This is a genomic window from Enterobacter sp. MGH 37, from assembly GCF_000534515.1.
GTDB lineage: Bacteria > Pseudomonadota > Gammaproteobacteria > Enterobacterales > Enterobacteriaceae > Enterobacter > Enterobacter kobei.
The window spans coordinates 1,482,801-1,503,195 of sequence record NZ_KI973206.1; the positions used below are offsets into that span (position 1 = coordinate 1,482,801).

20 protein-coding genes are annotated in these 20,395 nt (G+C 54.9%); 14 read left to right on the forward strand and 6 right to left on the reverse strand.

Going from position 1 to position 20,395, the window contains the following annotated elements; genetic code table 11:
• Window positions 1–32: 32 nt before the first annotated feature.
• The 3 genes from L383_RS04300 to rluF are packed head-to-tail and all read left to right on the forward strand — an operon-like array spanning window position 33 to window position 1,570.
• The gene (locus L383_RS04300; RefSeq protein WP_023331775.1) at window positions 33–326 is read left to right on the forward strand and encodes a type II toxin-antitoxin system CcdA family antitoxin; all 294 of its coding nucleotides are present in this window, start codon (window positions 33–35) and stop codon (window positions 324–326) included.
• Complete coding sequence (locus L383_RS04295; RefSeq protein WP_023331776.1) at window positions 326–643, forward strand: CcdB family protein; 318 nt, start codon at window positions 326–328, stop codon at window positions 641–643. Before L383_RS04300 ends, L383_RS04295 begins: the two co-directional genes overlap by 1 nt.
• 54 nt (window positions 644–697) lie before the next feature.
• Window positions 698–1,570, forward strand: coding sequence for a 23S rRNA pseudouridine(2604) synthase RluF (gene rluF / locus L383_RS04290; RefSeq protein ID WP_023331777.1), 873 nt, complete (start codon window positions 698–700; stop codon window positions 1,568–1,570).
• Here the strand turns inward: rluF and L383_RS04285 are convergent, their stop codons facing one another.
• The 3 genes from L383_RS04285 to lysC all read right to left on the reverse strand — a co-directional run bounded on the left by L383_RS04285 (window position 1,571) and on the right by lysC (window position 4,272).
• Window positions 1,571–1,843 carry a YjbD family protein gene (locus tag L383_RS04285; protein WP_014882093.1) on the reverse strand — a complete coding sequence of 91 codons (273 nt, stop codon included), beginning with the start codon at window positions 1,841–1,843 and terminating at the stop codon, window positions 1,571–1,573.
• Window positions 1,844–1,884: 41 nt separating this feature from the next.
• On the reverse strand, window positions 1,885–2,829 hold the full coding sequence (gene panS, locus L383_RS04280) for a ketopantoate/pantoate/pantothenate transporter PanS (protein WP_023331778.1): 945 nt from the start codon (window positions 2,827–2,829) through the stop codon (window positions 1,885–1,887).
• Window positions 2,830–2,922: 93 nt separating this feature from the next.
• A complete protein-coding gene (gene lysC / locus L383_RS04275; protein WP_023331779.1) occupies window positions 2,923–4,272 on the reverse strand; it encodes a lysine-sensitive aspartokinase 3 in 1,350 nt (449 codons plus the stop codon).
• A gap of 373 nt (window positions 4,273–4,645) precedes the next feature.
• On the opposite strand from lysC, the gene pgi reads away from it, so the two are divergent.
• From pgi to psiE, 6 genes are all read left to right on the forward strand, one after another.
• The gene (gene pgi / locus L383_RS04270; protein WP_023331780.1) at window positions 4,646–6,295 is read left to right on the forward strand and encodes a glucose-6-phosphate isomerase; all 1,650 of its coding nucleotides are present in this window, start codon (window positions 4,646–4,648) and stop codon (window positions 6,293–6,295) included.
• Window positions 6,296–6,662: 367 nt separating this feature from the next.
• The gene (yjbE, locus tag L383_RS04265; RefSeq protein WP_003860341.1) at window positions 6,663–6,905 is read left to right on the forward strand and encodes an exopolysaccharide production protein YjbE; all 243 of its coding nucleotides are present in this window, start codon (window positions 6,663–6,665) and stop codon (window positions 6,903–6,905) included.
• 63 nt (window positions 6,906–6,968) lie between these two features.
• Window positions 6,969–7,607, forward strand: a complete 639-nt coding sequence (locus L383_RS04260) for a YjbF family lipoprotein (protein WP_014882097.1) — start codon at window positions 6,969–6,971, stop codon at window positions 7,605–7,607.
• Window positions 7,604–8,344 (forward strand): capsule biosynthesis GfcC family protein, encoded by a 741-nt coding sequence (locus tag L383_RS04255; protein WP_014882098.1) that lies wholly within the window; start codon window positions 7,604–7,606, stop codon window positions 8,342–8,344. The genes L383_RS04260 and L383_RS04255 overlap by 4 nt, the downstream gene beginning before the upstream one ends.
• Window positions 8,341–10,437 carry a YjbH domain-containing protein gene (locus tag L383_RS04250; RefSeq protein WP_014882099.1) on the forward strand — a complete coding sequence of 699 codons (2,097 nt, stop codon included), beginning with the start codon at window positions 8,341–8,343 and terminating at the stop codon, window positions 10,435–10,437. The genes L383_RS04255 and L383_RS04250 overlap by 4 nt, the downstream gene beginning before the upstream one ends.
• Before the next feature lie 178 nt (window positions 10,438–10,615).
• Window positions 10,616–11,026, forward strand: coding sequence for a phosphate-starvation-inducible protein PsiE (gene psiE, locus L383_RS04245; RefSeq protein WP_000202963.1), 411 nt, complete (start codon window positions 10,616–10,618; stop codon window positions 11,024–11,026).
• A gap of 96 nt (window positions 11,027–11,122) precedes the next feature.
• Here psiE and malG read toward each other — a convergent pair whose 3' ends face one another.
• The 3 genes from malG to malE form a co-directional block, all read right to left on the reverse strand.
• Entirely contained in the window at window positions 11,123–12,013 is an 891-nt protein-coding gene (gene malG / locus L383_RS04240) for a maltose ABC transporter permease MalG (RefSeq protein ID WP_003860332.1), read from the reverse strand.
• 14 nt (window positions 12,014–12,027) lie between these two features.
• Window positions 12,028–13,572 (reverse strand): maltose ABC transporter permease MalF, encoded by a 1,545-nt coding sequence (gene malF / locus L383_RS04235; protein WP_014882101.1) that lies wholly within the window; start codon window positions 13,570–13,572, stop codon window positions 12,028–12,030.
• A 120-nt stretch (window positions 13,573–13,692) separates the two neighbouring features.
• Window positions 13,693–14,883, reverse strand: coding sequence for a maltose/maltodextrin ABC transporter substrate-binding protein MalE (gene malE / locus L383_RS04230; RefSeq protein ID WP_023331781.1), 1,191 nt, complete (start codon window positions 14,881–14,883; stop codon window positions 13,693–13,695).
• Between the two features lie 369 nt (window positions 14,884–15,252).
• Between malE and malK the strand changes: the two genes are divergently transcribed.
• The 5 genes from malK (at window position 15,253) to ubiA (ending at window position 20,364) form a co-directional block, all read left to right on the forward strand.
• A complete protein-coding gene (malK, locus tag L383_RS04225) occupies window positions 15,253–16,362 on the forward strand; it encodes a maltose/maltodextrin ABC transporter ATP-binding protein MalK (protein WP_023331782.1) in 1,110 nt (369 codons plus the stop codon).
• 71 nt (window positions 16,363–16,433) lie between these two features.
• On the forward strand, window positions 16,434–17,744 hold the full coding sequence (locus tag L383_RS04220; RefSeq protein ID WP_014882103.1) for a maltoporin: 1,311 nt from the start codon (window positions 16,434–16,436) through the stop codon (window positions 17,742–17,744).
• 115 nt (window positions 17,745–17,859) lie between these two features.
• The gene (malM, locus tag L383_RS04215; RefSeq protein WP_014882104.1) at window positions 17,860–18,804 is read left to right on the forward strand and encodes a maltose operon protein MalM; all 945 of its coding nucleotides are present in this window, start codon (window positions 17,860–17,862) and stop codon (window positions 18,802–18,804) included.
• 180 nt (window positions 18,805–18,984) lie between these two features.
• Window positions 18,985–19,482 carry a chorismate lyase gene (ubiC, locus tag L383_RS04210; RefSeq protein WP_014882105.1) on the forward strand — a complete coding sequence of 166 codons (498 nt, stop codon included), beginning with the start codon at window positions 18,985–18,987 and terminating at the stop codon, window positions 19,480–19,482.
• Between the two features lie 12 nt (window positions 19,483–19,494).
• Window positions 19,495–20,364, forward strand: coding sequence for a 4-hydroxybenzoate octaprenyltransferase (ubiA, locus tag L383_RS04205; protein WP_014882106.1), 870 nt, complete (start codon window positions 19,495–19,497; stop codon window positions 20,362–20,364).
• Window positions 20,365–20,395: the final 31 nt, after the last annotated feature.

A 20,395-nucleotide genomic window follows, 5' to 3' on the forward strand; every position in this document is an offset into this window, starting at 1 on the left:
CTGCAGACCTTACATTTTTAAGGGAATAGAAAATGCTCGTTTATTACGCTACACTTCGCCAATTCATGCGCATACCGATGGGGGTTCTCATGCGCACTACTCATGGCATCAAAAAATCAGTCAATGTGTCGTTAGCACCAGAAATCCTTGAAGAGGCGCGACGGCTTAAACTTAATCTCTCTGCTGTACTTACGGCTGCATTGCAGGAGCAGTTTCGTGCACATCAGCGTGCAGAGTGGTTAGAAGAAAATAAAGCGTCTATCGAGGCTATTAACCAGTGGGTTGATGAAAACGGCTCCTTTAGTGACTTTCAGAGGTCGTTCTGATGGAGCAATATTTTGCTTATGAGAATGAAGGTAAGGGGAAAACTGCCTATCCCTGGCTAATCAATATGCAGCATCCCGTGGCCAATGTGATGAAGCATGTTCTGGTCGCCCCCGCAGTTGAGCTTAGCCACCTGGGAGGCATTCAGCCGCCTGCGAAAGTGTGCCCTGTCGTTGAGATAGCGGGTAAGCCCTGCGTGGTTATGATGCACATGATGGCAGGCATATCGCCAAAAGAGTTAGGCGAGCGTGTCGCCGATCTTACTCAAGACCGGGCCTCATTGCGGGATGCACTCGATTTTTTGATCAACGGTTACTAACACTTTTTTGTCAGCCGCAAGGTAAGGTATATTTCGCCCTTCACAGGAGAAACTATGCTGCCAACTCAATCAACCCGATTAAACAAATACATTAGCGAGAGCGGGATCTGCTCACGTCGCGAGGCTGACCGTTACATTGAACAAGGTAACGTGTTTCTTAACGGCAAACGCGCCACCATCGGCGATCAGGTGGTGCCTGGCGACGTGGTCAAAGTGAATGGTCAGGTCATCGAACCGCGTGATGCAGAAGACCTGGTGTTTATCGCGTTGAATAAACCGGTTGGGATTGTCAGCACCACGGAAGACGGTGAGCGAGACAACATCGTTGATTTCGTGAACCACAGCAGCCGCATTTTCCCGATTGGCCGTCTGGATAAAGATTCGCAGGGGCTGATTTTCCTCACCAACCATGGCGATCTGGTGAACAAAATCCTGCGAGCCGGTAACGACCATGAGAAAGAGTACATCGTTACGGTAAACAAACTGGTAACGGACGAGTTTATCCGCGGGATGAGCGCAGGCGTGCCGATCCTGGGCACGGTGACGAAGAAGTGTAAGGTCAAGAAAGAAGCGCCTTTCGCGTTCCGTATTACCCTGGTACAGGGCTTAAACCGCCAGATCCGCCGCATGTGCGAGTACTTCGGTTATGAAGTGACGAAGCTTGAACGTACGCGCATCATGAACGTTAGCCTGTCCGGGATCCCGCTGGGCGAGTGGCGTGACTTGACGGATGACGAGCTGATTGAGCTGTTCAGGTTTATCGAAAACTCGTCGTCAGAAGCGAAGCCGAAGGCTAAGGCGAAGCCGAAAACCCAGGCGATTAAACGCCCGGTGGTGAAGGCGCCGCAGGCGGAAGAGAAAGGGCGAGGCAAGCCGGGTAACGGTAAGCGATTTACCCAGCCGGGTCGTAAAAAGAAGGGGCGCTGATTAGCGCCTTCCACGGGTTGACGTGCTGGCGGACCAGGAGAAGGTCGCCTCTGCATCCGGTTTATAAGCCTGCTCTTTTTTCAGTTTGCGGGCTTTCTTCGCCGCGGCGTCACGTTCCGCCATCAGCTTGTCGATGTACTCTTTTTTCACCTGATTGGTTTCGGCGTTCGTCAGCGTGCGGCCATGTGCAATACGGGCGCGGTCGAGAAGCGTTTTCAGTTCGCGCTGCTCGGCTTCCGTCATGTCTTTCTGGGTCAAACGTGGTGTAGCCATTGCTGAAGCCTCCTGAGGGGGAGGCTTCAGTGTAAAGCAATTCAATCCTGTTTCACCGCTTCTTTTTTCGTTTGTGCATTAATCGGTTTGCCGGACCAGTAGCCCGCCAGCAGCGAACCAGAAAGATTGTGCCACACCGAGAACAGGGCACCCGGCAGGGCCGCCAGCGGCGAGAAGTAAATTTTGCCAAGCGCCGCCGCCAGACCGGAGTTCTGCATCCCGACTTCAATCGCCAGCGTGCGGCAGGTGGATTCGTCGAAACCAAACAGCTTCCCGCCCCAGTATCCTCCCAGCAGTCCTATGGTGTTATGCAGCACGACTGCGACGATCACCACAAAACCGACGGAAGCAATGTGCGAGGCAGAACCCGCCACCACGGCGCTGATGATGGCCAGAATGCAGACCATCGAAAACGCAGGCAGGTAGGACTCAACGGCTTTCACCACGCGCGGGAACAGATGGTGAATGACCAGCCCCAGGGCAATCGGGATCACCACAATCTGCAGAATGCTGAGCAGCATCCCCATCACGTCCACCTGAATATGCGCGTCCACGTACAGGCGGGTTAACAGCGGCGTGGCAATCACGCCCACCAGCGTGGAAACGGATGAAATGGTAACGGAGAGGGCTACATCCCCTTTCGCCAGATAGATCATGACGTTAGACGCCGTGCCGCTGGCGACGCTGCCCACCAGCACCATTCCGGCAGAGAGATCCGGCGGCATCTTAAAGGCCATCGCCAGCAGCCACGCCGCGAGCGGCATCACCAGGTAATGCAGGAAGATACCCGCAGCAACCGGAGCCGGGCGCGACAGCACGCGTTTGAAATCGTCGATTTTTAAATGCACGCCCATGCCGAACATAATCAGCATCAGCAGCGTGGCGACCCAAGGACCAATACCGGTGAACGTGGCGGGCGTGTAATACGCGAGTACAGAGAGCAGCAGCGCCCATAAGGGGAACAGCCGGGTGATAACGGATAACATAGTGAATTCCTTGCAGTATTGTCGTGTTGTTTTGTTATGAAAAAGCCGGGTCTGTGCCCGGCTTATCGATATTGTTTAACGTGCTAACGAATTTTATTCAAACAAATTCTGATGAAGTTTCTGCACGACCTGCTCAGCCTGATCGGCAGGGACCAGGAAACAAAGGTTGTAGCTGGAGGCACCGTAGCAAATCATGCGGATGTTGAACGGGTCGAGCACACCAAACACCTCTTTGCCCACGCCGCAGGCGCGCGACAGCTTGTTGCCAATGATGGCCACCAGCGCCAGGTTTTCTTCCACTTCCACGCGGCACAGCTCGGACAACTCAATCAGCAGCGACTGCGTCAGCAGGGTATCGCCGGTGGAGGTCGAGCCGGTGGTGTCCAGCGTCAGCGCAATGCTCACTTCGGAGGTGGTGATGAGGTCTACGGAGATATTGTGACGCGCCAGAATGCCAAACACCTCTGCCAGGAAACCGCGGGAGTGGAGCATATTGTGGCTATGCAGCGTCACCAGCGTCTGGCGACGGCGCAGGGCCAATGCACGGAACAGCGGTGGGTTTTCCGTTTTCTTGCAAACCAGCGTGCCGCCCGCTTTAGGATCTTTACTGGAGCCCACGAAGACCGGAATATCGCTGCGCACGGCAGGCAGCAGCGTTGCCGGGTGTAGCACCTTCGCGCCGAAGGTGGCCATTTCCGCCGCTTCTTCAAACGCGATCACATCAATACGTTTCGCCGCGGAAACCACGCGCGGGTCGGTGGTGTAGATACCCGGCACGTCAGTCCAGATATCCACACGGGTGGCATGCAGAGCTTCACCCAGCAGAGCCGCGGTATAGTCGCTGCCGCCACGGCCCAGCGTCGTCGTGCGACCTTTGGCTTCGCTGCCGATAAAGCCCTGGGTGACCACCATGCCTTCAGCCAGGCGCGGGGCCAGTTGCTGGTTGGTGAGCTCAGCCAGCATCTCAACGTCCGGTTCAGCGCGGCCAAAACGGTCACTGGTGCGCATCACTTTACGCACGTCAAACCACTGCGCCTGAACGTTACGTTCGCGCATGATTTCAACGAACAGCAGGGTAGACATCAATTCACCGTGGCTGACCAGTTCATCGGTCAGGGCGGTGGAGGTGGCCAGAGACGCTGCTTCTGCCAGGGTGGTGATATTTTCCAGCAGGCGTTCCACTTCTTCACGGATCACGTTTGGATTTTGCAGACGCTCAAGGATGTCGAACTGAATTTTGCGCAGTGCATCCAGCTTCACGAAACGTTCTGTCGCTTCCAGTCCTTCAGACAGAGAAACCAGCAGGTTCGTCACGCCAGCGGATGCGGAGAGCACCACCAGGCGGGTATTCGGATCGGCCAGCACCACATCGGCGCTGCGGTTCATGGCATCGTAGTCGGCCACACTGGTGCCGCCAAACTTGGCGACCACAAAACTCGTCATAACAACCTCGTGTCAGGGAATGAATAAGCGACCTTGGCACAAGAGTGAAACGAAAACAGGTGCAGGCGCAAAATACGGCCCTATAAATAAAATGCGGGGGAGGTCCTGTCAATGCTGGGATTATGCGGATTTTTTATGGGGGGGTACCCCTGAGAAACAGGACTTATAACAGGGCCATATTTTATGCTCCGTTTTACCCCCTTTTGACCGACAATTCGCCGCCCGGGAGGGCACTTCAGCAGCTATACTTTTCGGGTCTTTTCACCTGTGTTTGATGCAGGCCAGGGCAATGGCATAAAAACCATCACAATTTTTATTTGCAGGCGCTACAATCGACCGCAGTCACAATTCTCAAATCAGAAGAGTATTGCTAATGAAAAACATCAACCCAACGCAGACCGCTGCCTGGCAGGCACTCCAGAAACATTTTGATGAAATGAAAGACGTCACCATCGCGGATCTGTTCGCGAAGGATGCCGATCGTTTCGCTAAGTTCTCCGCGACCTTCGACGACCTGATGCTGGTGGATTTTTCCAAAAACCGCATTACCGAAGAGACGCTGGCAAAGCTGCAGGATCTGGCAAAAGAGACTCAGCTTGCCGACGCTATCAAGTCCATGTTCTCCGGCGAGAAAATCAACCGCACCGAAGACCGTGCTGTGCTGCACGTGGCCCTGCGTAACCGTAGCAATACGCCAATCATCGTTGACGGCAAAGATGTGATGCCGGAAGTGAACGCGGTGCTGGAAAAGATGAAAGCTTTCTCCGAAGCGATCATCTCCGGTAGCTGGAAAGGCTATACCGGTAAAGTGATCACCGACGTGGTAAACATCGGCATCGGCGGTTCTGACCTGGGTCCGTTCATGGTGACCGAAGCGCTGCGTCCGTACAAAAACCACCTCAACATGCATTTCGTGTCTAACGTCGATGGTACTCACATCGCGGAAGTGCTGAAGAACGTGAACCCGGAAACCACCCTGTTCCTGGTGGCGTCTAAAACCTTCACCACCCAGGAAACCATGACCAACGCCCACAGCGCGCGTGACTGGTTCCTGAAAACCGCGGGCGACAACAAGCACGTGGCGAAACACTTTGCGGCGCTGTCCACCAATGGTAAAGCGGTTGGCGAGTTCGGTATCGACACCGCGAACATGTTCGAGTTCTGGGACTGGGTTGGCGGCCGTTACTCTCTGTGGTCTGCCATCGGTTTGTCCATCATTCTGTCCGTAGGCTTCGATAACTTCGTTGAACTGCTCTCCGGCGCGCACGCGATGGATAAACACTTCTCCACCACCGCACCTGAGAAAAACCTGCCGGTGCTGCTGGCGCTGATTGGTATCTGGTACAACAACTTCTTTGGCGCTGAAACCGAAGCGATCCTGCCGTACGACCAGTACATGCATCGCTTTGCGGCCTACTTCCAGCAGGGCAATATGGAATCCAACGGTAAGTACGTTGACCGTAACGGCAACGCGGTGGATTACCAGACGGGTCCAATCATCTGGGGTGAGCCGGGCACTAACGGCCAGCACGCGTTCTACCAGCTGATCCACCAGGGAACCAAAATGGTACCGTGCGATTTCATCGCCCCGGCTATTACCCATAACCCGCTGTCTGACCACCATCCAAAACTGCTGTCTAACTTCTTCGCCCAGACTGAAGCGCTGGCGTTCGGTAAATCCCGCGAGGTGGTTGAGCAGGAGTATCGCGATCAGGGTAAAGATCCGGCCACGCTGGACCACGTTGTGCCGTTCAAAGTGTTCGAAGGCAACCGCCCAACCAACTCCATCCTGCTGCGTGAAATCACCCCGTTCAGCCTGGGTGCGCTGATTGCGCTGTACGAGCACAAGATCTTTACTCAGGGTGCCATCCTGAACATCTTCACCTTTGACCAGTGGGGCGTTGAACTGGGCAAACAGCTTGCAAACCGCATTCTGCCAGAGCTGGGTGACGATAAAGCGATCACCAGCCACGACAGCTCGACCAATGGTTTGATTAACCGCTATAAAGCCTGGCGCGCGTAATTAAAACATCATGAAAATGTGCCGGCGAAATGCCGGCATTTTTTTATCGGATAATTCCTGATGTCTGTTAGTTAACTCAAATTCTGGATGTGAGTTTAATCCGAAAAAGACGGTTAACCCGTTAATTGCTGCGGTTTATTTTAAGAAAATACGCAGATGTTAGTTAATGAATTTATATTATAAATTATTGATTTTTAGTGATTATATATTTTAATTATTTGCTTTTCATTTCGATTTTGTCCATTAGTCCGAAAACCCATTCCCTATTTCCCCTCACGGTAATCCCGCTGCTTTAGTTGTGTATACTCGATTCCGCCTGAATTTCTTTTCGGGCAAATCTCCATTCATTCATTGAAGGGAAATTGTTATGAAGAAAGTACTGTATGGCATTTTTGCCATATCTGCACTTGCGGCGACATCTGTCTATGCAGCTCCGGTCCAGGTCGGGGAAGCAGCAGGGTCGGCAGCGACGTCTGCGTCTGCGGGAAGCTCTACCGCAGCCAGCACCAGCGCCGTAAGTTCAGCCGTGGGTGTCGCGCTGGCGGCAACCGGTGGCGGTGATGGCTCCAATACCGGAACCACGACCACTACGACAACCAGCACCCAGTAAGACCGGGTGTTTTAATCATAACCACACTTCGGTGTGGTTATTTCGCCCCTTCGGAGAAGAGTCGTGAAGCGACCTGCAATCATTCTGATTTGCCTGCTGTTGCAGGCGTGCTCAGCCACCACCAAAGGGCTGGGTCATTCACTGTGGGACAGCCTGTTCGGTACGCCGGGCGTGCAATTGACCGATGACGAACTTCAGAACATGCCCTACGCCAGCCAGTACATGCAGCTTAATGATGGCCCGCAACTGTTTGTGGTGCTCGCTTTCGATGAAAACGGGCAGCAGAAATGGGTGACGCAGGATCAGGCCACCATCGTGACGCAGCATGGCCGTATCGTGAAAACCCTGCTCGGGGGCGACAACCTGCTTGAGGTGAACAATATCGCGGCCGATCCGCTGATCAAGCCGAACCAGATTACCGACGGCGCTGGCTGGACGCGCACGATGGGCTGGACTGAACACAAGCAGGTGCGTTACGCCACGGCGCATTCCACCTTCCGCTGGGATGGCACCGACAGTGTGAAAGTAGGGAGCGATGAAACCCAGGTACGCGTGCTGGATGAAGAGGTAACAACCGACCAGGCCACCTGGCATAACCGCTTCTGGATCGACGAGGAAGGGCAAATCCGTCAGTCCCTGCAGTATCTCGGTGCCGGTTTCTTCCCGGTGAAAACCACGCTGATCAAGGCCGCAAAATCATGAAAACAATTATCCGCGTTGCGCTAATTGCGAGCCTTGCAACCCCTGCGGCATGGTCTGCAGGAACGGTGAAGGTCTACACGGCGGACAACGAGAAACCCAAAACGTTAACCAACGCTGAACATCTGCTCGATCTCGTCGGGCAGCCGAGGCTTGCCAACAGCTGGTGGCCGGGGGCGGTGATCGGCGAGCGTCAGGCAACGATTAAGGCAGAGCAAGAACATCTTGCACTGCTTGCCCGTCTGACAGGTCTGGCGGCGCAGGAAGACGGTGACGATGCCGCAGCAATCAATAGCATTCGCCAGCAGCTTCAGGCGCTGAAGGTGACTGGCCGCCAGAAGGTGAATCTTGATCCCGATGAAGTACGCGTCACGGAAAAGGGCAACCCAACCCTTGAAGGGGAGTACACCCTCTGGCTGCCCGTAAAACCGACGACGGTGACCGTGATGGGGCTTGTCAGCAGCCCGGGTAAAAAGCCCTTTACGCCAGGTCGCGACGTGGTGAGCTATCTCGACGAGCAAAGCCTGCTGAGCGGTGCCGATAACAGCTACGCCTGGGTCGTTTACCCTGACGGGCACACGCAAAAAGCGCCGGTAGCTTACTGGAATAAACGTCATATCGAGCCCATGCCTGGCAGCATCATTTTTGTCGGTTTTGCCGACCATTTCTGGACGAAGGCATATGACGGGCTTAACGCCGATATCCTTCACTCCCTGACACAGCGGATACCGGAAGAATGAAAAAAACCTATCTCTACAGCATGCTGGCGCTCTGTGTAAGCGCCGCCTGTCATGCAGAAACGTATCCGGCACCCATTGGCCCGTCTCAGTCAGACTTCGGCGGCGTCGGTTTACTGCAAACGCCCACCGCGCGCATGGCGCGTGAAGGGGAAATCAGTCTGAACTACCGCGATAACGACCAGTACCGCTACTATTCCGCCTCGGTACAGCTTTTCCCGTGGCTTGAAACCACGCTGCGCTACACCGATGTGCGAACGAAACAGTACAGCAGCGTCGAGGCGTTCTCTGGCGACCAGACTTACAAAGATAAAGCCTTCGACCTCAAGCTGCGCCTGTGGGAAGAGAGCTACTGGATGCCGCAGGTGTCCGTGGGGGCCAAAGATATTGGCGGGACCGGCCTGTTTGATGCGGAATACATTGTGGCCAGCAAGGCCTGGGGGCCGTTCGACTTCTCGCTTGGCCTGGGATGGGGCTATCTCGGTACCAGCGGTAACGTCAAAAACCCGTTCTGCACCTACAGCGATAAATATTGCTACCGCGATAACAGTTACCAGAAAGCGGGTTCCATCAACGGCGACCAGATGTTCCATGGCCCGGCCTCGCTGTTCGGTGGCGTGGAATACCAGACCCCCTGGCAGCCATTGCGCCTGAAGCTGGAGTACGAAGGAAACGACTACTCGCAGGATTTCGCCGGGAAGATTGAGCAGAAGAGCAAGTTTAACGTCGGCGCCATTTATCGCGTCACCGACTGGGCCGACGTTAACCTCAGCTACGAGCGCGGTAATACCGTGATGTTTGGTTTCACGCTGCGCACCAACTTTAACGACATGCGGCCACACTACAATGATAACGCGCGGCCAGCCTACCAGCCGGAGCCGCAGGATGCGATTCTGCAGCACTCCGTGGTGGCAAATCAGCTGACGCTGCTGAAATACAATGCCGGTCTGGCGGATCCAAAGATTCAGACCAAGGGCGACACGCTTTACGTCACCGGCGAGCAGGTGAAATACCGCGACTCGCGGGAAGGGATCGAGCGCGCCAACCGGATCGTCATGAACGATCTCCCGGACGGGATCCGCACGATCCGCGTGACCGAGAACCGCCTGAACCTGCCGCAGGTGACGACGGAAACGGACGTTGCCAGCCTCAAGCGCCATCTCGAAGGCGAGCCGCTCGGGCATGAAACCGAGCTGGTGCAAAAACGCGTTGAGCCGGTCGTGCCAGACACCACCGAGCAAGGCTGGTATATCGACAAGTCGCGCTTTGATTTCCATATCGATCCGGTGCTGAACCAGTCCGTTGGCGGACCGGAAAACTTCTACATGTATCAGCTGGGCGCAATGGCGACGGCAGATCTGTGGGTCACCGACCATCTGCTGACTACCGGTAGCCTGTTCGGCAATATCGCCAACAACTACGACAAATTTAACTACACCAACCCGCCGAACGATTCAAAACTGCCGCGCGTAAGAACTCGCGTTCGTGAATACGTGCAGAACGATGTCTACGTGAATAACCTGCAGGCCAACTACTTCCAGTACTTCGGCAACGGTTTCTACGGCCAGGTGTACGGCGGATATCTGGAAACCATGTTCGGTGGCGCAGGGGCAGAGGTGCTTTACCGTCCTGTCGACAGCAACTGGGCATTTGGGATTGATGCTAACTACGTGAAACAGCGTGACTGGCGCAGCGCGCAGGACATGATGAAGTTCACCGACTACAGCGTCAAAACGGGCCATCTGACCGCCTACTGGACACCGTCATTCGCGCAGGACGTACTGGTGAAAGCCAGCGTCGGCCAGTATCTGGCGGGCGACAAGGGTGGCACGCTGGATATCTCCAAACACTTCGACAGCGGCGTCGTGGTGGGCGGTTATGCCACCATCACCAACGTCTCGCCGGACGAGTACGGGGAAGGGGACTTCACTAAAGGGGTCTATGTGTCGATTCCGCTGGATCTCTTCTCGTCAGGCCCAACCCGCAGCCGTGCGGCAGTGGGCTGGACACCGCTGACGCGCGACGGGGGCCAGCAGCTTGGGCGTAAGTTCCAGCTGTATGACATGACCAGCGATAAGAACGTTAACTTCCGTTGATGCTTGTTTGCCCGGTGGCGCTGCGCTTACCGGGCCTACGAGAGTGTTTTTGTAGGCCGGGCAAACGCAGTGCCGACCGGCAAGAATGCTAATGCGGACAAAACATAAACAAAAAATATAGATCCCCGTCACATTTTTGCGTTATACAGGAACCTCGCCCTGGAGAATGAGGTGCTGTATGACATCCCTGACTCGCCCGCGCGTTGAGTTTATCTCAACGATCCTCCAGACCGTGCTAAATCTCGGTCTGCTAAGCCTTGGTCTGATTCTGGTCGTCTTCCTTGGCAAAGAGACGGTGCATCTGGCGGATGTGCTGTTCGCCCCTGAACAAACCAGCAAATATGCGCTGGTGGAAGGCCTGGTGGTCTACTTTCTCTACTTCGAGTTTATTGCCCTGATTGTGAAGTACTTTCAGTCGGGCTTTCACTTCCCGCTGCGCTATTTTGTCTACATTGGGATCACCGCGATTGTGCGGCTGATCATCGTCGATCATAAATCCCCCCTCGACGTGCTGATCTACTCGGCGGCGATCCTGCTGCTGGTGATCACCCTCTGGCTGTGTAACTCGAAGCGGCTGAAACGGGAATAAAAAAATGGCGCTCCGAAGAGCGCCTAACAACAGTCACAAGTTGGGTCAATACAATACGTCTAAAGTTGAGGGTTGCAGTGGCATAACAAATGAAACTTAACCTTTCACACCGCCCGCCGTCAGGCCGTTAACCAGCCAGCGCTGGGCCAGCAGGAATACCACGGTAATCGGGATGGCAGAGAGTACGGCCGCCGCAGCAAAGTCGCCCCACAGGTAGTTTTGCGGGTTGAGGTATTGCTGCATACCCACGGCCAGGGTGTAACTGTTCACGTCGCGCAGTAACAGAGAGGCGACCGGTACTTCGGTGATCGCAGCGATAAACGACAGGATAAACACCACCGCCAGGATAGGTACCGACAGCGGCAGCAGCACCAGACGGAAGGCCTGCCACGGAGTAGCGCCATCCAGCGCGGCCGCCTCTTCCAGCGAACCGTCGATGGTTTCGAAATACCCTTTGATGGTCCACACATGCAGGGCGATACCGCCAAGATAGGCGAAGATCACGCCGCCGTGGGTGTTCAGGCCGATAAACGGCACGTACTGACCCAGACGGTCAAACAGGGCATACAACGCGACCAGCGACAGCACGGCCGGGAACATCTGGAAAATGAGCATGCCTTTCAGCAGCGTCGCTTTGCCCGGGAAACGCATACGGGCGAAGGCGTAAGCACAGGTGGTGGAGAGCGTGACAATACCGATTGCGGTAATGGTCGCCACTTTCACCGAGTTCCACAGCCACAGCAGCACCGGGAACGGCGGAGGAGTTACGCGTCCATCCGCATGCTCCACGCTGAAGCCCAGCGCCAGCTTCCAGTGCTCCCAGGAGATTTCGTCCGGGATGAGACTCCCGGTCGCGAAGTTACCCGAACGCAGGGAGATAGCGATAACCATCAGCAGCGGGAACATGATTGCCGCGATGAAAATCAGCAGGCCTAAGTGTGTCGCCAGGAGGCGCAATTTCTGAGATTTGGGTTGTACCATAGCCATGATCGATGCCCTCCTTAGTCAAATTTCATACGTGTGGCTTTCAGGTTCACAATCGCCAGGGCACCAACCAGCAGGAAGATCAGGGTGGCAATGGCTGCTGCCAGACCGAAGTCCTGTCCGCCGCCGCCTTCGAAGGCGATACGGTAGGTGTAGCTCACAAGCAGGTCGGTATAGCCTGCCGGCGTGGTGGTGCCGAGACGGTCCGGGCCACCGTTGGTCAACAGCTGAATCAGCACGAAGTTGTTAAAGTTAAAGGCAAAGCTGGCAATCATCAGCGGGGTCAGCGGCTTAATGAGCAGCGGCAGCGTAATTTTAAAGAAGTTCTGGAACGGACCCGCGCCGTCCATCGCTGAAGCTTCGTACAGATCGTCCGGGATAGCCTTCAGCAGGCCCATGCACAGGATCATCATGTACGGGTAGCCCAGCCAGGTGTTCACGATAATAATCATCGAGCGGGCGGTGGTTGGGTCGCTGAACCAGGCCGGTTTGATACCGAACAGCGCGCTCAGCATCATGTTGATTTCACCGAAGCTCTGGTTAAACAGCCCTTTGAAAATCAGAATCGAGATAAACGACGGCACGGCATACGGCAGAATCAGCAGCACGCGGTAAATCGCTTTGCCTTTCAGGGATTCCCACTGCACGAGACAGGCCAGCACCATGCCCACGGCCACGGTCAGGATCACGGTGAGCACCGAGAAAATGACCGTCCAGACGAAGATGGCAAAGAACGGTTTCTGGATGCCTTCGTCGGTGAACACGCGGGTAAAGTTATCCCAGCCGATGGTAACGGTATAACCCGGGCTGAGTTTGTCATCACCCCATTTGCCGTCGGCAGTAATGGACTGATAGAAACCAATGTCGTTGTTCGGGCGATACTTCACGCCGCTCTGATTGTTAGTCAGCGTGCCGTCTTTTGCCAGGGTATAGAGCGGCTGAGTGCCGGAGAACTGGCGCAGCGAGCTCATGGTCACTTTGCTTTCATCTGGCAGCACGGCGGTGAGCTGGGTCAACGCCTGGCGATTCTGGGTAATGATACGCAGGTTAGCACGTTCACCTTCCGGCAGGGCCGCAGCCTCTTTTAAGGCCAGCTTCTGCTCGCCGCCAAATTTAAACGCGTCGGAAATATAGTTTTTGCCGCTCTCACCGTCAGTGAGCGCTAACTTCCATTCGTCACCCGCAGGATACAGGCCGAAATTAAAGGTTTTTCCCGCCTGATAGGAACGGTCCAGAAGCACCTGTTGGGCGCGTTCCTGCGCAAGCTGGTTGGTGCTGCTGTAGTTGGTGAATGCAATGGCGATGGTACAGATCAGTGGGAACAGGACAAACAGCCCCATCCCGGCCACGCCAGGGTAAACATAGCGCCAGGCATAGGCTTTACGGTTGGCGAAAATATACAGGCCAGCAGAGCTTAAGATCAGCGTCATGATGGCAAAGAGATATTCCCCTTGTACGTACATTAAAACAACAAGGTAACCCACCAGCAGACACAGCAGACCTATCACTGACCATTTCAGCGCGTCGCTTTGCCACCAGTGCTTCTTTTTAATGACATCCATGGGGTTCTTCCTCTACATCGGTGGAAACTTTTCGTCAGGTGGCGCGGCGCTTACCTGACCTACGGATCGTGCCGTAGTCGTAGGGCGGGTAAGCGCACGCGCCACCCGCCGTTTTTCTGCTTACTTAGTAATACGGCCCTGCGCATCCTTCAGCGCGGCATCAACAGTCTGACGACCGCTTGCTGCGTTGATGACTGCAGTACGGGTGGCGTACCAGAACGCTGCCATCTGTGGGATGTTCGGCATGATTTCGCCTTTCTGGGCGTTATCCATAGTGGCCGCGATGCGTGGATCTTTCGCCAGCTGATCCTGGAAGGATTTCAGCGCCACGGCGCCCAGCGGTTTATCCTTGTTCACTTCATCCAGACCCTGATCGGTCAGCAGGTAGTTTTCCAGGAACTCTTTCGCCAGCTCTTTGTTCGGGCTGGCGGCGTTGATACCCGCACTCAGCACGCCAACGAACGGTTTAGACGGCTTGCCGTTGAAGGTTGGCAGCAGCGTTACGCCGTAGTTGATTTTGCTCTTATCGATGTTGGTCCAGGCCCACGGACCGTTGATGGTCATCGCGGTTTCGCCTTTGTTGAACGCCGCTTCCGCGATGGAGTAATCGGTATCCGCGTTCATGTGTTTGTTCTTGATCAGGTCAACCAGGAAGGTCAGGCCTTTTTTCGCGCCTGCGTTATCCACGCCCACGTCTTTCACGTCATATTTACCGTTTTCAAACTTGAACGCGTAACCGCCGTCGGCAGCAATCAGCGGCCAGGTGAAGTACGGCTCTTGCAGGTTGAACATCAGAGCGGATTTACCTTTCGCCTTCAGCTCTTTATCCAGTTTCGGGATCTCTTCCCAGGTTTTCGGTGGGTTTGGTACCAGGTCTTTGTTGTAAATCAGAGACAGGGCTTCAACCGCGATAGGGTAAGCGATCAGCTTGCCGTTATAGCGAACGGCATCCCAGGTGAACGGGAAGAGTTTGTCCTGGAACGCTTTGTCTGGGGTGACTTCAGCCAGCAGGCCAGACTGCGCGTAGCCGCCGAAACGGTCATGCGCCCAGAAGATGATGTCCGGGCCGTCGCCGGTTGCTGCAACCTGCGGGAATTTCTCTTCCAGTTTGTCCGGATGTTCTACGGTAACTTTGATACCGGTGTCTTTCTCGAATTTTTTGCCCACTTCGGCCAGGCCGTTATAGCCTTTGTCGCCGTTAATCCAGATAACCAGCTTGCCTTCTTCAATTTTGGCGAGCGCCGGTGCGGAAACCATCATTGCTGCAAGGGCGGACAATGCGAAAACGCGTGCGCCAGTCTTGATATTCATATCTGCCATCCTTTTGGTGATGTCTCGTAGTATGACTTCAGTGGTTCAACGTGAATCAGTCTCCTTATTTGACATCCTCTTTCCATCCTCCCAACCCCTACGCCCCACCCCCCGTTTGTGTGATCTCCGTTGCATAAATTTAAGTTATGAGTGCTGGCGCACATAAAAAACCACCGAATTTTGCAGGCGGCTTCACGAATTTCGCCTCAGCCCCCCGGCTGCGGTCGCAGAGCCTGCTCTCTCATCCTCCCGCCTCCTCCCCCATAAAAAAGCCGGGGGGTGGAGGATTCGTGAAAGTTATGGATACCCCATAGTGAACTTATGTTGAATGTTTCTGTCGGTGACAGGTTGTAACGAAGGGAGAAGGGCATGGCGAGCGTACAGCTGCGTAATGTAACGAAAGCCTGGGGCGACGTAGTGGTGTCAAAAGACATCAATCTGGACATCACTGAAGGTGAGTTTGTGGTGTTTGTCGGCCCATCAGGCTGTGGTAAATCTACTCTGCTGCGTATGATTGCCGGTCTTGAAACCATCACCAGCGGCGACCTGCTGATCGGTGATACCCGAATGAACGACATCCCGCCTGCCGAACGTGGCGTCGGTATGGTGTTCCAGTCTTATGCACTTTATCCCCATCTTTCCGTTGCCGAGAACATGTCCTTTGGCCTGAAGCTGGCCGGCGCGAAGAAAGACGTGATTAACCAGCGCGTCACCCAGGTGGCGGAAGTATTACAGCTGGCGCACCTGCTGGAGCGTAAACCGAAAGCGCTTTCCGGCGGTCAGCGTCAGCGTGTGGCGATTGGCCGTACGCTGGTGGCCGAACCGCGCGTGTTCCTGCTCGACGAACCCCTTTCTAACCTGGATGCCGCCCTGCGCGTTCAGATGCGTATCGAAATCTCCCGTCTGCACAAACGTCTTGGCCGCACGATGATTTACGTCACCCACGATCAGGTCGAAGCGATGACGCTGGCCGACAAAATCGTGGTGCTGGATGCCGGTCGCGTGGCGCAGGTGGGCAAACCGCTGGAGCTCTATCACTACCCGGCAGACCGCTTTGTTGCAGGCTTTATTGGCTCGCCAAAGATGAACTTCCTGCCCGTTAAAGTGACTGCAACGGCCATTGAACAGGTACAGGTGGAGCTACCAAACCGCCAGCAAGTCTGGCTGCCGGTGGACAGCGCCAACGTACAGGTCGGGGCAAACATGTCCCTCGGTATCCGCCCTGAGCATCTCCTGCCGAGCCACATTGCCGATGTGACGCTGGAAGGTGAGGTTCAGGTCGTTGAACAGCTTGGTCACGAAACACAGATTCATATCCAGATCCCCGCCATTCGTCAGAACCTGGTTTACCGCCAGAATGACGTGGTGTTGGTAGAAGAGGGTGCCACATTCGCTATCGGCTTGCCGCCAGAGCGTTGCCATCTGTTCCGTGAGGATGGCACTGCATGTCGTCGGTTGCATAAAGAGCCAGGCGTTTAAGCAATCCCAAAAGAAGACACGAAACCGACAGGTGAAGTGTTCAAAGAAAAGCAATGATCTCAGGAGATAGAATGATGATTACTCTGCGCAAACAAGTCCCTCTGGCAATCGCCGTTGCGGCAGGCATCCTGTCTGCCCAGGCGGGTGCTGTGGACTTTAAAGGTTATGCTCGTTCCGGCATCGGCTGGACCGGGAGTGGCGGTGAACAACAATGTTTCCAGGCAACCGGTGCACAAAGTAAATACCGTCTTGGTAACGAATGTGAAACCTATGCCGAGCTGAAACTGGGCCAGGAAGTGTGGAAAGAGGGCGATAAGAGCTTCTACTTCGACACTAACGTTGCGTATTCCGTTTCTCAGCAGAATGACTGGGAATCCACCAGCCCGGCCTTCCGTGAAGCAAACGTGCAGGGTAAAAACCTGATTGAATGGCTGCCAGGTTCTACTATCTGGGCCGGTAAGCGTTTCTATCAGCGTCATGACGTCCACATGATCGACTTCTACTACTGGGATATTTCGGGTCCTGGTGCGGGTATCGAAAACATCGACCTGGGCTTCGGTAAGCTCTCTCTGGCTGCAACCCGTTCTTCTGAATCAGGCGGTTCTGCAACCTTCGCCGATCGTGATGCGAACGGCGATCGTATTTACGACAACGTTGTACCAAACGATGTCTTCGATGTTCGTTTAGCGGGTCTGGAAACCAACCCGGGCGGCACCCTGGAGTTAGGTGTCGACTACGGTCACACCAACATTCCTGACGACTACTACCTGCAGCCTGGCGCTTCTAAAGATGGCTGGCTGTTCACTGCTGAGCACACCCAGAGCATGTTGAAAGGTTTCAACAAGTTCGTACTGCAGTATGGTACGGACTCCATGACCTCCAACGGTAAAGGGATTCCACAGGGCGGCAGCGTTGATAACGACGGCTCCATGTGGCGTGTGCTGGACCACGGTGCAATTACCCTGGCAGACCGTTGGGACCTGATGTACGTCGGTATGTACCAGAACATCGATCGTGACAACAACAACGGTACCGAGTGGTGGACTGTGGGTGTTCGTCCGATGTTCAAATGGACGCCAATCATGAGCACCCTGCTGGAAGTGGGCTACGACAACGTCAAATCTCAGAAAACTGACGAGAAAAACAGTCAGTACAAAATCACCCTGGCACAGCAATGGCAGGCTGGCGACAGCATCTGGTCCCGTCCGGCTATCCGTGTCTTCGCAACATACGCGAAGTGGGATGAGAAATGGGGTTACGCAAACAACAGCGATACGGGTTACACCTCTGGTGTGGCTTACAGTGACACTTCTGCGAAAACCTTCAGCCGTGGCGACGACGACGAGTGGACCTTCGGTGCCCAGATGGAAATCTGGTGGTAATTCGTTAGACCTGACGTAATGACCTAAAAAAGAGGGGCGTAAGCCCCTCAATCCTTAGGGTGCTGCGCGCTATTGCCTGGCCACCGCAGTGCTCACGCTATCAGAGGTAATAACAATGAAAATGAAGAAAAGTTTCGTCGCGCTGTGCCTCTCTGCGGGGCTGCTGGCCTGCGTTCCGGCGGTCACCTTTGCAGATGTCAATTTTGTTCCTCAAAATACCAGCGCTGCGCCTGCAATTCCGCCGGCGGCGCTTCAGCAACTGGTGTGGACACCGGTCGATCAATCGAAAGTACAAACCACTCAGCTTTCCGCTGGTGGTCAATCCCTGAATGTTCCCGGCATCAGCGGTCCCGTTGCCGCTTTCAGCGTACCCGCTAATATCGGCGAGCTGACCCTGACGTTGACCAGCGAAGTTAATAAACAAACCAGCGTATTTGCGCCGAACGTGCTGATTCTCGATCAAAACATGACGCCATCAGCCTTCTTCCCGAGTGATTATTTTAGCTACCAGGAACCGGGCGTGATGAGTGCTGATCGGCTGCAGGGCGTTATGCGCCTGACGCCAGCTCTTGGCCAGCAGAAAATTTACGTCCTGGTCTTCACAACGGAAAAAGATCTGCAGCAGACGACGAAGTTGGTTGATCCAGCGAAAGCCTATGCGAAAGGCACCGGAAACTCTGTTCCGGATATTCCTGACCCGCTTGCTCGCCATACCACCGATGGCCTGGTCAAACTAAAAGTCTCCACCAATAGTGCTTCCAGCGTACTGGTTGGCCCACTGTTTGGTTCGTCTGGCCCGGGTCCGGTAACCGTGGGCAATACCGCTGCCCCAGTCTATGCAGCACCTGCAGCTCCTGCCGCAACTGCCGCTGCACCAGCACCGGCGAAGAAAGCTGAGCCGGTACTGAACGACACCGAAGAATACTTCAACAACGCTATTAAGCAGGCGGTGAAGCGCGGCGATGTCGATAAAGCGCTGAAACTGCTTGATGAAGCCGAACGTTTAGGTTCAACCACTGCCCGTTCCACCTTTATCAGCAGTGTAAAAGGCAAGGGGTAACCGTTTCCCCACAGTGCTGATTTGTCAGTAGTTTAGTGCGCCTGAGTGGGCGCACTTTTTTTCGTGTCCGCCAGGCTGTTGCATCCATGTTGCGATCGTGATCGTTAAATAACGTTTGGCCCCCCTCAATCCGTGTTTCTGCGATACAATGCCATTAAGTTATGTATCGGAGAGTCTGGCATGTCACACCCCGCGCTAACGCAACTGCGTGCGCTGCGCTATTTCGACCAAATACCTGCGCTTGATCCGCAGCAACTGGACTGGTTGCTGCTGGAAGATTCCATGACGAAACGTTTTGAACAGCAAGGTAAAACGGTCACGGTGACCCTGATACAGGAAGGGTTTGTCTCCGGCGATGAGATCGCCAGCGAGCTGCCGCTGCTGCCGCAAGAGGAACGCTACTGGCTGCGCGAAATTTTGCTCTGTGCCGATGGTGAGCCCTGGCTTGCCGGACGGACGGTAGTGCCCGAGTCCACCCTTTCCGGGCCTGAGCTGGCGCTGCAGCGGCTGGGGAAAACCCCGCTGGGACGTTATCTTTTTACCTCATCTGAGCTGACCCGGGATTTTATTGAGATTGGGCGTGATGCCGAACTGTGGGGACGCCGTTCCCGCCTTCGCCTGAGCGGTAAGCCGTTAATCCTGACGGAACTTTTTTTACCGGCATCACCGTTGTACTAAGAGGAAGAAAAAATGGAGTGGAGCCTGACGCAGAATAAGCTGTTGGCGTATCACCGCTTAATGCGTACTGATAAACCTATTGGCGCGTTACTGCTGCTGTGGCCGACCTTATGGGCGCTGTGGGTTGCAACGCCGGGCGTACCGCCGCTATGGATCCTGGGCGTATTTGTCGCCGGTGTCTGGTTGATGCGCGCGGCGGGTTGCGTGGTGAATGACTATGCCGATCGTAAATTCGACGGCCATGTAAAGCGGACAGCCAACCGTCCGTTACCCAGCGGCCAGGTGACCGGAAAAGAAGCCCGCGTGCTGTTCCTCGTACTGGTGCTGCTCTCATTCCTGCTGGTGTTAACGCTGAACACCATGACAATTCTGCTTTCCGTCGCTGCGCTTGCACTGGCCTGGGTTTATCCGTTCATGAAGCGCTATACCCATCTGCCTCAGGTTGTGTTGGGCGCGGCATTTGGCTGGTCGATTCCGATGGCGTTTGCGGCGGTGAGTGAATCCCTACCGCTCAGCTGCTGGCTGATGTTCCTGGCGAATATTCTCTGGGCCGTGGCGTATGACACGCAATACGCGATGGTAGACCGCGACGATGACCTGAAAATTGGTATTAAATCGACCGCCATTCTCTTTGGACGTCAGGACAAACTGATCATCGGCATTTTACAGGTCGCGGTACTGGCACTGATGGTCGCGATTGGCCGTCTGAACGGGCTGAACTGGGAGTTTTACTGGTCGGTGCTGGTGGCGGGATTGCTGTTTGCTTACCAGCAAAAGCTGATTGCCAAACGCGAACGTGAAGCCTGCTTTAAAGCGTTTTTGAATAATAACTATGTCGGGCTGGTGCTGTTTTTAGGCCTGGCGATGAGCTATTTCTTATAAAAAAGTCGGGTGGCGGCTTCGCCTTACCCGA

Excerpts from the sequence above, each read along its gene's own strand:
- malG (WP_003860332.1), bottom strand. The coding sequence starts at position 12,013 with ATGGCTATGGTACAACCCAAATCTCAGAAATTGCGCCTCCTGGCGACA.
- ubiA (WP_014882106.1), top strand. The coding sequence starts at position 19,495 with ATGGAGTGGAGCCTGACGCAGAATAAGCTGTTGGCGTATCACCGCTTA.
- psiE (WP_000202963.1), top strand. The coding sequence starts at position 10,616 with ATGACATCCCTGACTCGCCCGCGCGTTGAGTTTATCTCAACGATCCTC.
- lysC (WP_023331779.1), bottom strand. The coding sequence starts at position 4,272 with ATGACGAGTTTTGTGGTCGCCAAGTTTGGCGGCACCAGTGTGGCCGAC.
- malK (WP_023331782.1), top strand. The coding sequence starts at position 15,253 with ATGGCGAGCGTACAGCTGCGTAATGTAACGAAAGCCTGGGGCGACGTA.
- L383_RS04220 (WP_014882103.1), top strand. The coding sequence starts at position 16,434 with ATGATGATTACTCTGCGCAAACAAGTCCCTCTGGCAATCGCCGTTGCG.
- pgi (WP_023331780.1), top strand. The coding sequence starts at position 4,646 with ATGAAAAACATCAACCCAACGCAGACCGCTGCCTGGCAGGCACTCCAG.
- L383_RS04300 (WP_023331775.1), top strand. The coding sequence starts at position 33 with ATGCTCGTTTATTACGCTACACTTCGCCAATTCATGCGCATACCGATG.
- ubiC (WP_014882105.1), top strand. The coding sequence starts at position 18,985 with ATGTCACACCCCGCGCTAACGCAACTGCGTGCGCTGCGCTATTTCGAC.
- malE (WP_023331781.1), bottom strand. The coding sequence starts at position 14,883 with ATGAATATCAAGACTGGCGCACGCGTTTTCGCATTGTCCGCCCTTGCA.
- malF (WP_014882101.1), bottom strand. The coding sequence starts at position 13,572 with ATGGATGTCATTAAAAAGAAGCACTGGTGGCAAAGCGACGCGCTGAAA.
- rluF (WP_023331777.1), top strand. The coding sequence starts at position 698 with ATGCTGCCAACTCAATCAACCCGATTAAACAAATACATTAGCGAGAGC.
- L383_RS04295 (WP_023331776.1), top strand. The coding sequence starts at position 326 with ATGGAGCAATATTTTGCTTATGAGAATGAAGGTAAGGGGAAAACTGCC.
- panS (WP_023331778.1), bottom strand. The coding sequence starts at position 2,829 with ATGTTATCCGTTATCACCCGGCTGTTCCCCTTATGGGCGCTGCTGCTC.
- yjbE (WP_003860341.1), top strand. The coding sequence starts at position 6,663 with ATGAAGAAAGTACTGTATGGCATTTTTGCCATATCTGCACTTGCGGCG.
- L383_RS04250 (WP_014882099.1), top strand. The coding sequence starts at position 8,341 with ATGAAAAAAACCTATCTCTACAGCATGCTGGCGCTCTGTGTAAGCGCC.
- L383_RS04285 (WP_014882093.1), bottom strand. The coding sequence starts at position 1,843 with ATGGCTACACCACGTTTGACCCAGAAAGACATGACGGAAGCCGAGCAG.
- L383_RS04255 (WP_014882098.1), top strand. The coding sequence starts at position 7,604 with ATGAAAACAATTATCCGCGTTGCGCTAATTGCGAGCCTTGCAACCCCT.
- malM (WP_014882104.1), top strand. The coding sequence starts at position 17,860 with ATGAAAATGAAGAAAAGTTTCGTCGCGCTGTGCCTCTCTGCGGGGCTG.